The 12,233-nt window shown below is 56.6% G+C and carries 8 protein-coding genes and 2 pseudogenes; 7 read left to right on the top strand and 3 right to left on the bottom strand.

The genetic code is table 11. The features are described from left to right. The first annotated feature begins 133 nt into the window (after positions 1-133). From ACQ86O_RS25590 to ACQ86O_RS25570, 5 genes and pseudogenes are all read left to right on the top strand, one after another. A pseudogene (locus ACQ86O_RS25590) lies at positions 134-1,800 on the top strand (acyl-CoA synthetase FdrA). Between the two features lie 9 nt (positions 1,801-1,809). Further along, entirely contained in the window at positions 1,810-3,075 is a 1,266-nt protein-coding gene (locus ACQ86O_RS25585; RefSeq protein ID WP_431223400.1) for a DUF1116 domain-containing protein, read from the top strand. Between the two features lie 39 nt (positions 3,076-3,114). Continuing rightward, positions 3,115-3,933, top strand: a complete 819-nt coding sequence (locus ACQ86O_RS25580) for a DUF2877 domain-containing protein (protein WP_431223399.1) — start codon at positions 3,115-3,117, stop codon at positions 3,931-3,933. Positions 3,934-4,269: 336 nt separating this feature from the next. Further along, positions 4,270-5,170, top strand: a pseudogene (locus ACQ86O_RS25575) (carbamate kinase). 61 nt (positions 5,171-5,231) lie between these two features. Then, positions 5,232-6,458: an MFS transporter gene (locus ACQ86O_RS25570; protein WP_431223398.1), complete on the top strand. Its 1,227-nt coding sequence runs from the start codon at positions 5,232-5,234 to the stop codon at positions 6,456-6,458. Positions 6,459-6,587: 129 nt separating this feature from the next. Here the strand turns inward: ACQ86O_RS25570 and ACQ86O_RS25565 are convergent, their stop codons facing one another. The 3 genes from ACQ86O_RS25565 to tesA all read right to left on the bottom strand — a co-directional run bounded on the left by ACQ86O_RS25565 (position 6,588) and on the right by tesA (position 8,964). After that, entirely contained in the window at positions 6,588-7,442 is an 855-nt protein-coding gene (locus tag ACQ86O_RS25565) for a co-chaperone YbbN (RefSeq protein ID WP_431223397.1), read from the bottom strand. An 81-nt stretch (positions 7,443-7,523) separates the two neighbouring features. Beyond that, entirely contained in the window at positions 7,524-8,300 is a 777-nt protein-coding gene (locus ACQ86O_RS25560) for an SDR family oxidoreductase (RefSeq protein WP_431223396.1), read from the bottom strand. Between the two features lie 25 nt (positions 8,301-8,325). Continuing rightward, positions 8,326-8,964: a multifunctional acyl-CoA thioesterase I/protease I/lysophospholipase L1 gene (gene tesA / locus ACQ86O_RS25555; RefSeq protein WP_431225829.1), complete on the bottom strand. Its 639-nt coding sequence runs from the start codon at positions 8,962-8,964 to the stop codon at positions 8,326-8,328. Here tesA and ybbA point away from each other — a divergent pair. Continuing rightward, positions 8,935-9,621, top strand: a complete 687-nt coding sequence (ybbA, locus tag ACQ86O_RS25550; protein ID WP_431223395.1) for a putative ABC transporter ATP-binding protein YbbA — start codon at positions 8,935-8,937, stop codon at positions 9,619-9,621. The genes tesA and ybbA overlap by 30 nt on opposite strands. Next, positions 9,618-12,050: a putative ABC transporter permease subunit YbbP gene (ybbP, locus tag ACQ86O_RS25545; protein WP_431223394.1), complete on the top strand. Its 2,433-nt coding sequence runs from the start codon at positions 9,618-9,620 to the stop codon at positions 12,048-12,050. The genes ybbA and ybbP overlap by 4 nt, the downstream gene beginning before the upstream one ends. Positions 12,051-12,233 lie beyond the last annotated feature (183 nt).

Below are 12,233 nucleotides of genomic sequence, written 5' to 3'. Positions count from 1 at the left end.
GATACTCACCTTTGTGGCCGGGTTTTATTTGTAGCTTGGAAAATAACATTGTGAGGCCAGAACTAAATCAGGTTATTAGAAATCGCCATAATTAATGACTGCCAAGTTTACATGCTGTTTTAAGGATATCACTATGATCCATGCTTTTATTAAAAAAGGGAGCTTTCAGGATTCGGTTAGCCTGATGCTAATTTCCCGCAAGCTCAGTGAATCACCCAATGTTGAAGAAATATCGGTGATGATGGGGACGCCAGCCAATAAATCCTTGCTGGAAGTGACCGGCTTCTGGCACCCGCAGTTCAGTGAAGCGACCCCCAATGATATTTGCGTGGCGATCAAAACCGATTCCACCGATAGCAGTATTACCGAACAGATAGCCGAAGCCCTGGATGCCGCCTTAAAGGCGATTGCACAAGGGCAGCAGGGCGGTAAACGCCTGCTCAAGGCACGCAGTTGGCGGATGGCGCGCCAGAAGCTGCCGGATGCCAATATGCTGCTGATCTCCATTGCCGGGGAATATGCCGCAGAGCTGGCGGATCAGGGGTTGGATGACGGTTGTAACGTGATGATGTTTTCCGACAACGTCAGCGTGGAACAAGAGGTTGCGTTAAAAACCAAGGCGCGCAGTAAAGGCCTGATCGTGATGGGGCCAGACTGCGGCACCGCCAATATTGCCGGCGCCCCGCTGGCCTTTGCCAACGTTGCACCCAAGGGAATGATCGGCATTATCGGCGCTTCAGGAACCGGTATTCAGGAACTGACCTCGCAAATTACCCTGGCCGGGCAGGGCATATCCCACGCTATCGGCCTCGGTGGGCGTGATCTGACCGCCGAGGTTGGGGGATCAGCGCCATCAGCGCGTTGCGGATGCTGGCGGCAGATCCGCAAAGCCAGGTGCTGGCGTTTGTCTCCAAGCCACCGGCAGAAGCGGTGCGCAAACGGGTTATCGAAGAGATGAAAACCCTCGGCAAACCCGTGGTTGCGCTGTTCCTGGGGGCCAGATCGCCGCTCAGGCAGGAGGGCAACATTACCTTTGCCACCACCCTGGATGAAGCCGCACGCCTTGCTGCGATGCTGGCACATGTGCAGCAAATGGCCGCACAGCAGCCTGCCGTATGTGGCGGCAAAATTTCCGGCTTATACGCTGGTGGCACGCTGGCGGCGGAATGCGCCATGCTGCTGGCCGAACGCCTGGGCGTTGAGGCTGACAGCAAGCATCATCATGGCTCGATGCTCAATGCCGGAGGGCACCGCATTATCGATATGGGGGATGACTTTTATACCCAGGGTAAACCGCACCCGATGATCGACCCTTCAACCCGCAACCAGGAAATCGCCCGCCTTGCTCAACAGCCACAGGTTGGCGTGCTGCTGTTGGACGTGGTGATTGGCTACGGCGCGCAGGAAGACCCGGCAGGATCATTGGCTACCGAGGTCAAACGCGTGCGCGAAAACCGGGGAGCGGCACATCCGCTGGCGGTGATCGCCACGGTGACCGGCACCGAGCAAGATCCTCAGCAACGCTCCAGGCAGATTGCCACGCTAAGTGAGGCAGGTATTGCCGTGATGAATTCCCTGCCGGAGGCGGTAGCGCTGGCCTGCCAGTTAATCGCTCCTCCATCGGTAGTGGTCACCGAGCCGGTGCCAGCCATGTTGGCCGGTGTTTCGGTGATCAATGCGGGCTTACGCAGCTTTGCCGACGATCTGCAAACCAACGAAATTTCAGTGGTCCACTACCAGTGGGCTCCGGTTGCCGGTGGCAATCAACGATTGGCTAACATACTGAAAAATTTAAAGTAAGGGATTGATATGTACGCATCTATTGAACAAGCAAATGCTGCCGTTATCGCCAGGATCCGTGAAGCCCGCCCTCATTGGCAGGACGTTGATTTAGCTAAAAACCTGATCCCGCAATTGGCTCAGGGCAGAAAGCTGCTGCATGCCGGGCCGCCGGTCATCTGGCAGGACATGAGCGGCCCGGTGCGGGGCGCTTGCATCGGAGCTTGCCTGTTTGAGCAATGGGCGGATAGCGAGCAACAGGCGCTGGCCCTGCTGGAGCAAGGGGAGGTCGAATTCATTCCTTGCCATAACGTCAGTGCGGTTGGGCCAATGGGCGGGATCACCTCGGCGCATATGCCACTGGTGAGGGTGAAAAATACCGTTCATGGCAACCAGGCCTACTGCAACCTGAACGAAGGGATCGGCAAAGTGATGCGCTTTGGTGCCTATGGGCCAGATGTACAGGAGCGCCTGCGCTGGATGCGTGACTCACTGGCCCCGGTGTTGAAAGAGGTACTGGCCACCTTCGAGGATGGCATCGATCTCACCGCCCTGATGGCGCAGGCCATCACCATGGGGGACGAATTCCATCAGCGTAACATTGCCGCATCGGCACTGCTGATGCGCCAACTGGCACCTAAAATCAGCCAGCTCGATCGCGATAAAACCGAAATAACCCAGGTAATGCAGTTTCTCAGTATCACCGATCAGTTCTTCCTGAACCTGGCGATGGCCTATTGCAAGGCGGCGATGGATGCCGGGGCAGAGATCAAACAGGGCACCATCGTGACGGTGATGACCCGCAATGGCAAAAACTTCGGGGTAAAAATCAGCGGAATGGGCGACCAGTGGTTTACCGCACCGGTTAATACCCCGGAAGGCCTGTTCTTCTCCGGCTTTAGCCAGGCCGATGCCAACCCGGATATTGGCGACAGCGCCATTACCGAAACCTTTGGCATTGGCGGCGCAGCAATGGTAGCGGCGCCGGGCGTCACCCGCTTTGTGGGGGCTGCCGGTGGCATGAGTGCCGCCACCGATATTTCCGAAGAAATGGCCGAGATCTATCTTGAGCGCAACATGATGCTGCAAATCCCGACCTGGGATTTCCAGGGGGCGTGTCTGGGGCTGGATGCCCGGCGGGTGGTGGAAACCGGCATCACGCCGCTGATCAACACCGGGATAGCTCACCGGGAGGCCGGTGTTGGCCAAATTGGTGCCGGAACGGTTCGCGCGCCACTGGGCTGCTTTGAGAAGGCCATCGAAGCGCTGGCAGAAAAGCTGGGTATCAGCGCGTAAAAACGTTGTGCCCGGGCAATGCCGGGCACAGGAGGTTAAATGGACATTACCGCGTTAGCCGTCAGCCACCATGCCACGCAAGATTATGGCCAGTTACGCTGCGTGGGGCGTTTCAACAATGCCATCAATTTTCTCTCGCCTAACGACCGATTATTGACGCTGCACCGTGAAGGTCAGGGCCTCAGTCCTATGGGCTGGGAAATTGGCGATGACGATTTCGACGAGGTATTTGACCGCCTGCCGAGGGTTCAGCGTTGCCTGCTTTCCCCGGCCGGGATCGAACTTGAGGATATTTCGATTCACCGCCAGGGAAAGCGCCTGGATCTTTCTCTGAACCTGAGTGATGAAATCGCTCAGCCCCCGTTGGCTATCGTGCTGGCTGATGAGCTTGCCCAAACCGGTCTGTTTGGCCGCCTGGATACCCTCGTCAGGCAACCGAACTGCACGGAGATCCGCGAGTTACAGCAGAGTTTTACCGCCTGGTTACAAGGGCAGGTGGTTGACTGGAGCGCGGTGCTCGGCAAAGGGCCAGGCCTGACGCCAAGCAACGATGACACCCTGGTGGGGATGTTGCTGAGCGCTTATCTCGACAGCCGCGTTGACGTTGCACGGTTACCGGCGATGTTCGCTGGCAGCCAGCCACTGCATGAATTGACGACTCTGGTCAGCGTGCATTATCTGCAATTTGCCGAGCAGGGGATTTTCTCTACCCCGTTGCAGATGCTGGCGCGCGCCTTGATCAGGCCCAGGGAATTGCCAGCCGCTATCTGTGATCTGCTGGAAACCGGGCATTTTTCGGGGGCGGATACGTTGCTGGGGGTCTGGCTGGGGGTATCAGCAATCAATTGCCTTCACTGAGCCTATTTATCCTTATATCGCAAAAACAAACCGAATTAATCCAGTACATACCCTATGGATTTCGAGTTGTCGTTAGGCGACCAGTTTGTTCATCCCCTGTTGCTTACACCAGTAAGTGACCGGGGGCCAAATCTGCCGGGACAAATCGCTCAGGAACCGATTTGGGTGCCGCAAGCGGCAGCCCGTAGGGGAAATCACAACGAGGTGATTTCTCACAGATTTGAACGCAGTGAACAGCGGCCTGATGCGGGGCGAAACCCACGGAAAGGTTTCGTAATCGCAGGTAACAACGCGACAGCTTGAAAGACGCCGGGAATAAATATAGGTATCGCAGCCATGGAAATATTAGTCATCGCTTTGGGGGTAATGCGCTATTGCAGCGCGGTGCCGTGTTATCTGCCGAAAATCAGTACCAGAGCATTTCGTTAATTGCCGATGCCATTGGCAAGTTGGCCAAAAAATACCGCATTGCCATTGTGCACGGCAATGGCCCGCAGGTGGGATTGCTGGCGCTACAGAATCTGGCCTACCGCGATGTTCCCCCGTATCCGCTGGATATTCTGGTGGCCGAAAGCCAGGGCATGATCGGCTATATGCTGGCACAGCAACTGGGCGCGTTTCATCCGGCCCAACCTGTGTCTACCTTACTGACCCGCGTTCTGGTGGATAGCGAGGATCCGGCCTATCGGCAGCCCAGCAAATTTATCGGGCCGGTTTATCAGCCGCATCAGCAGCAAGAGTTGGAACAGAAATACGGCTGGAGCATGAAGCTGGATGGCAAATATCTGCGCCGGGTTGTCCCTTCCCTGAACCCAAAAAGATCCTCGATATTGAGGCGATCCATCTGCTGTTAGCCAAAAACCATATTGTGATTTGCAACGGTGGGGGCGGGGTTCCTATGGTGCCAGGCCCCAATGGGCTGGTCGGCAGTGAAGCGGTTATCGACAAGGATCTGTCCTCTGCGCTGTTGGCGGAAGCTTTGGCTGCCGATCACTTGGTGATCCTGACCGATGCGGATGCGATTTATCAACATTGGGGAACACCGCAGCAAAAAGCCATTCGTTCGGCCAGCACCAAAGAGTTGGCACCGATGGCGGTGGCGGATGGGGCGATGGGGCCAAAAATCATGGCGGTCAGCCGTTTTGTGCAACGTAGCGGAAAAGTGGCGCATATCGGTGCGTTAAAAGACATCGAGGCGGTATTGGCAGGCACCGCAGGCACGCTAATTACACCTTAAGACTGCTTTTTCAGTAAATGCGATGGGCGCGTTGCGGCCCATCAGACAAGGGAATATCAATATGCAAACCACTAAAACAGAGAGATTGCCCTATTGGATTAAAACCGTCGTTATCTTCTTTCTCGGCTGGGTAGTTATTTATGCGGGGCGTTCGGTACTGAGCCCCATTATGCCGCAAATTCAAAATGAGTTTGGCCTGTCGAAAAGCCATTTAGGTTTAATCAGCAGCCTGTTTTTTCTGACCTACACCCTTTTGCAGGTGCCAGCAGGCCTGCTGGGGGATCGCCTGGGTAGAAAACGTATTCTGGTGAGCGGGTTTATGCTGTTTGCGTTGTTTATCGCTACCATCAGCATCTCTTCCAACTTCCTGATCTTCATCATTCTGTGGATGCTGACCGGCGCCTCGCAAGGGGTCTATTACGGCCCGCAATATGCCTTGTCCTCCGAGGCGATCCCCAAGAAGTGGATCACCCTGGGCAGCGCGGTGATCGGCAGCGGTATGTCGTTTGGTATCGCCATGGGCTATTACCTCTCCAGTTTTATGATTGAACGGTTCCAGACCTCTTGGAAGATGCCGTTTCTGGCGATGGCGATCCCGGTATTTATTGTGGCGATGCTGATGCTGTTTTTTATTCGGGAAAAGGCCCCTCAAGGCGCAGTGGATGCCCCGGTGGTGGCGCAGCAAAAGAGTGAGTTCAGCTTCTTTGACCTGTTTAAAAACCGCAATTTGCTGATGGCCTACATCACCATTTTCTGTTCGATTTACGGCTTCTTTGTGATCATCACCTGGCTGCCATATTACCTGCAAAAAGAGCGCGGGATGGATATTGTGCATGCCGCCAGTATTGCTTCTATTGTGCCGTGGATATCGGTGATCGGAACCTTGATCTGCAGTTATATCTCCGATAGGTTGGGCCGCAGAAAGCCCGTCGTCCTGTGCATGCTGCCGTTCTCACTGCTGGCCATTTTCGGCATCGTCTACTCCAGCAGTGAAGCGATGTTGATCGGTGTGCTGGTGTTATATGGTTTTATCGGCAAAATCAGCCTCAACCCGGTATTAATCGCGTTGGTGGCGGATAATGCCCCACGAGCGTCATTAAGCACCGCTTTCGGGCTGTATAACTTCTTTGGAATGGCAGCTTCGATCTTCGCGCCCTTTATTACCGGCTTTATTGCCGATAGCACGGGGTCGTTGAATGCGGGGTTTTATTTCGCGGCGTTGATCACCGTGGTGGGCTTTATCGCCATGCTGTTTGTCAAAGAGGGGAAAAAGGCGCCAGCGGCTTGATGTCGGGCGCAACCACATGATTTCTCACACAGTTGAACGCGGTGAACCGCCGCCCGGTGAGGGACGAAACCCACGGATGGGTTTCGTATTAGCAGGTAACAACGCTGCGATTTGAAAGGCGACGGATAACTAGTAAAGCAATGAATATAGCTGGCGGCGGTACTTGGCGGCTAACGCATCGCCAGTACCTAACGCGGCCAGAATATCCATCAGGGTCTTGCGGGCGCTGCCGTTTGCCGCCGCCAGATCTTTCTTCAGATGGCTCATCAGCAGCTCCAGCGCTTCTTCGTTACGCCCAACCTGATGTAACTGCAAGGCTAATTGAACGGCCAGCTCGACGTTTTCCGGTTGTTGCTCAACCTGCTGTTGCAGCTGTTGGATCTCCGGCGTATCGGCGGCCTGCTTCATCAGCTCAATCTGCGCCACCAGCCCTTGATAGCGGGTATCGCGATCCTGTAGTGGGATGGTAGCCAGCACCGCTTCGGCGTCTTCGGTCTTGTTCAGAGCAATTTGCGTTTCAGCCAGCGTCAGGCCGATATCGCTGCGTTGGTTGCTGGCCTGCCAGGCATCTTTCAGCAGCGGCAGGGCATCAATCGCACGGTCCTCTTCCAACAGTGCGGTGGCCTCAGCCAGCTTGAGATCTTCCACTTTTGGCAGGAAACGCTGCAGGAATTCGCGGATCATTTCTTCCGGCTGCGGCCCCTGGAAACCATCCACCGGCTGCCCATCTTTGAACATATAGACCGTAGGCAGCGAGCGCAGCCCAAACTGGGAGGCGATCATCTGTTCGGCATCACAGTCTACTTTCGCCAGTACAAACTGACCGGCGTATTCCGCCGCCAGCTTGTCCAGCACTGGGGTAAGTTGCAGACAGTGCTGGCTGCGATCCGACCAGAAGTAGAACAGCACCGGGATGGACATGGACTGTTCCAGCGTCTGGTGCAGGTTAGTTTCGTTAATATCAACAACAGCTTGAGCTAGCATGGGTTCTCTCTATCTGATCTTCGGTGCCAATTTATTCTAAATGGGGGCAAACGGGCTCGCTTCAACCCTTGCCCGCTTTACTTAACCGTTACTGCGTAATAACCAGTCTAGCGCACGGCCTGGCAGCAGGCGACGCAGGATACCCATAGCATGGGCCAGCAAGGTTACCGGGTAGCGCAGCTTGGCCCTTGGGCTTTCCAACGCATGGCGCAGCTTTGGCAGCACCGCTTCGGCGGGCAGCGTCAAACGCTTGGCGATACCGGGATTATGGACCGGTTTATCGCTCTGCGACTGATTGACGTTTTGGGTGAAGTACGTGGTGAGTGGGCCGGGTTCGATCAGGCTGACTTGGATGCCGCTGCCATGCAACTCCATACGCAGCGCGTCTGACCAGGCTTCCAGCGCGAACTTGCTGGCGGCATAGGCACCGCGCCCGGCGCTGGAGATCAGGCCCATCACCGAACTGGTCTGAATAATCCGCCCTTCGCCGTGCGGCAGCATTGCCGGTAATAGCAACTGGGTCAACTGATGGGTACCAAACAGGTTGGCGGAAAATTGCCGCTCCAGCTGTTGGCGGGAGACTGAGCTTAACGGGCCGTACACGCCGAAACCGGCATTGTTGAACAGGCCATAAAGCCGCCCGTTGGTGAGTTCAATCACCTGTGCCGCCGCGCGTGCTACGCTGGCGCTATCGTCCAGATCCAGCTCGATACCTTCCAGCCCGAGTTGACGCATATTTTCCACGTCCTGGGGTTTGCGGCAGGCGGCCAACACGCGATAGCCACGGTTACGCAGATCCTGCGCTGCAATCAATCCAATCCCGCTGGAACAGCCGGTTATCAATACCGCTTTTTGCATAACTTTACCTAGTAGGCAACCCTATTTAGTTAGACTCATGTTTTACTAGTGGTTCCAGCTGTTTCGCCATCCAGGTGGCGATAAACGGCTGGGCATCCTGGTTAGGATGTAATCCGTCATCCTGCATCCATTCCGGTTTAATCACCACCTGTTCCATATAGAACGGTAGCAGCGGAATGCCGAACTGCGTGGCCAGTGCCGGATAAATTGCACTGAAGGCTTCGGTGTAGCGCCGGCCATAGTTTGGCGGAATATGAATTTGCATCAACAGCGGTTTGGCTCCGGCCTGTATCACCTGCGTGATAATCTGGTTCAGATCGTGTTCAATGTCCTTGGCCGGGAACCCGCGCAGGCCATCGTTGGCACCCAGTTCAATCATCACCCAGCGTGGCTGGTGCTGTTTCAACAGTTCCGGTAGGCGTGCCAACCCCTGCGAGGCGGTGTCGCCGCTGATACTGGCGTTAACCACTTTCGGGTAGCCGGGGTGCTTTTGCCACTCGGCGGCCAGCCGGGTTGGCCAGGCCTGTGCGACCGGCAAGCGGTAGCCAGCACTTAAACTGTCGCCCAAAATCAATAAGGTATCGGCTGCGACAGCGCGTAAACTGAATAATCCCAACAGCAAAAGGAAGGGAAGATGCCAGCGGAAAACGTTCTTGAAGTTCATCATCTTAGTAAACACGTTGGTCAGGGTGAGCATCAGCTCACCATCCTTACCGGAGTCGAGCTGGTTGTCAAACCCGCACAGACAATTGCGTTGATTGGTGAGTCTGGTTCGGGCAAATCGACGTTGCTGGGCATTCTCGCCGGGCTTGATGACGGCAGTGAAGGGGACGTGCGGCTATTGGGCGAATCGCTGACCGCACTGGATGAAGAAGGGCGTGCGGCATTGCGGGCGAAAAACGTCGGTTTTGTTTTTCAATCTTTCATGCTGGTGCCAACCCTGAATGCGTTGGAGAACGTGCAATTACCAGCGCTGCTGCGCGGCGAGAGCGATCGCCAAAGCCGCGAACAGGCAGTGCAACTGCTGGAACAGCTTGGTTTGGGTCAGCGCCTTACCCACCTGCCAGCCCAGCTTTCCGGCGGCGAGCAGCAGCGTGTGGCATTGGCCAGAGCCTTCAGCGGACGCCCACGGGTGCTGTTTGCCGATGAACCCACCGGCAATCTGGATCGCCAGACCGGCGAACGGATCGCCGATTTGCTGTTCTCCCTCAACCGTGACTTTTCCACCACGCTGATCCTGGTCACCCATGATGAAACCCTGGCGGCACGCTGCCAGCGGCGGCTACGCTTGCGTGAAGGCAAGCTGTGGGAGGAGGCATGATCTGGCGCTGGTTCTGGCGTGAATGGCGCTCGCCTTCACTGCTGATTGTCTGGCTGGCACTGACGCTGTCGGTGGCCTGCGTGCTGGCGCTCGGCAGTATCAGCGATCGTATGGATAAAGGCTTGAGCCAGCAAAGCCGCGACTTTATCGCCGGTGACCGCGTATTGCGTACCGCGCGCCCGGTGCCGGAAGGCTGGCTCCTCGATGCCCGGCAGCAAGGGTTAAAGGTCAGTCGCCAGCTGTCTTTCACCACCATGACCTATGCCGGTGATACCCCGCAGTTGGCCAATGTGAAGGCGACCGATGTGGCCTACCCGCTGTATGGCGAGCTGGAAACCCGCCCGCCCAACCTCCGGCCGGAGCCGGGCACGGTGCTGGTGGCCCCGCGCCTGCTGGCATTGCTGGATATCAAGGTTGGCGACAATCTTGAGGTGGGGGATACCACCTTACGAATTGCTGGCGAAGTCATTCAGGAGCCGGATTCCGGTTTCAACCCGTTCCAGACCGCCCCCTCGATTATCATCAATTTGGACGATGTCGCTAAAACCGGGGCGGTGCAGCCGGGTAGCCGCCTGACTTACCGCTATATGTTTGCCGGGGCGCCTGAAGATATTCAGCGTTATGAAGCGCGCCTCAAGCCGCTGCTAAAACCCGATCAGCGTTGGTATGGGCTGGAGGAGTCCGGCAGTGCGTTAGGCAAATCGCTGCAGCGTTCCCAACAGTTCCTGCTGCTATCGGCACTGCTGACGTTGTTGCTGTCGATTGCCGCCGTAGCGGTAGCCATGAGCCATTATTGCCGCAGCCGATATGATTTGATTGCGGTGCTGAAAACGCTGGGGGCAGGGCGTAAGGCGCTGAGCAAGTTGATTATTGGCCAATGGGTGGCGGTGCTGTTGCTGGCGGGAGTCTGTGGCAGCCTGATCGGCCTGGGGTTTGAAGCCTTGCTGATTCGCCTGCTGGCACCGGTGTTGCCGGGGGAGTTACCTGCCGCCGGGGCATGGCCGTGGTTGTGGGCGATGGGGGCGCTGGTGATGATCTCTCTGCTGGTTGGCCTGCGCCCCTATCGGCAATTGCTGGCTACCCAACCATTGCGCGTGCTGCGCCGTGACGTGGTTGCCAATGTCTGGCCGCTACGTTATTTCCTGCCGGTTACGCTGGGAGTTGTGGTGTTGCTGCTGACCGTGCTGATGGGGGCAAGCACGTTGCTGTGGGCTATTCTGGCAGGCATGCTGGTGCTGGCCCTGCTGTTGGCGGGTATCGGCTGGGGCAGTTTGCTGCTGCTGCGGCGCATTACGCTGAAGAATCTGGCGCTACGGCTGGCGGTGAATCGCCTGTTGCATCAGCCCTGGGTGACGGTCAGTCAACTGGCGGCATTCTCACTTTCGTTTATGTTGTTGGCCCTGCTGCTGGTATTGCGCGGTGACCTGCTTGATCGCTGGCAGCAACAGTTACCGCCAGACAGCCCGAACTATTTCCTGCTGAATATGACCACGGCACAGGTGCCGCAGGTGAAAGCCTTCCTGCAACAGCATCAATTGCAGGAAGAAACCTTCTACCCAATTGTCCGTGTGCGCCTGACGGAGATTAACCATCAGGTGGCGACGGAAAGGGTGCACGAGGACGATCCGGGCGGTGAGGCGGTAAACCGCGAACTGAACCTGACCTGGCAAACTGAACTGCCGGATCATAACCCGTTGACCGCAGGCACCTGGCCGCCGCAAAGCGGTGAGGTTTCGATGGATGAAGGGATCGCCGGGCGATTAAAGATCAAACTGGGCGATACCCTGACATTCAGCGGCGATACCCAGTCGTTCAGCGCCAAAGTCACCAGCCTGCGCCAGGTGGATTGGGAAAGCCTGAAGCCGAACTTCTACTTTATCTTCCCGCCGGGTGCGCTGGACGGCCAGCCACAAACCTGGCTGACCAGCTTCCGTTATGACGGCAACGGCATGGTGCTGACACAGCTTAACCGCCAGTTCCCAACCTTGAGCCTGCTGGATATCGGCTCGATCCTGAAACAGGTTGGCGGCGTGTTGCAGCAGGTGAGCAAGGCGCTGGAGGTGATGGTGGTGCTGGTGGTGATCTGCGGCGGCCTGTTGCTTATGGCGCAGGTGCAGGTTGGTATGCGTCAGCGCAGGCAAGAGCTGGTGGTTTACCGCACGCTGGGCGCAGGTAAGCGTCTGCTGCGTGGCACGCTCTGGTGCGAGTTTGCCTTGTTGGGGCTGGTGGCCGGTATTGCTGCGGCAGTCGGGGCTGAAGCTGCCCTGTGGTTATTGCAGACCAAGGTGTTCGATTTCCCTTGGGCACCCACGCCGATGCTGTGGTGGGCGTTACCGCTGTTGAGTGCCTTGCTGCTCTCGCTGTGTGGCGGCTGGCTGGGCGTACGCTTGCTGCGCGGGCGAGCGCTGTTCCGCAGTTACGAAGATTAACCCGCAACGATTAATCAGCCGACCCCGGTTATCCTGGGGCGGCTGAGTTTCCCACCTGTACCAGCTTGCTCTCTATTCGAATTCCTGTGTTCAATCTTTGTGCCGGTTTTCTGCCATATATCTCGATAGTCACTGTTTGGAATCGATTACAATTTGGCTTGCTTAAACTTTGCTTTCTGGTGA

This window comes from Serratia sp. L9 (assembly GCF_050632285.1).
Lineage (GTDB): Bacteria > Pseudomonadota > Gammaproteobacteria > Enterobacterales > Enterobacteriaceae > Chania.
Note: the sequence above shows the minus strand (reverse complement) of the source record. Positions and strands in the feature narration are given on the sequence as shown.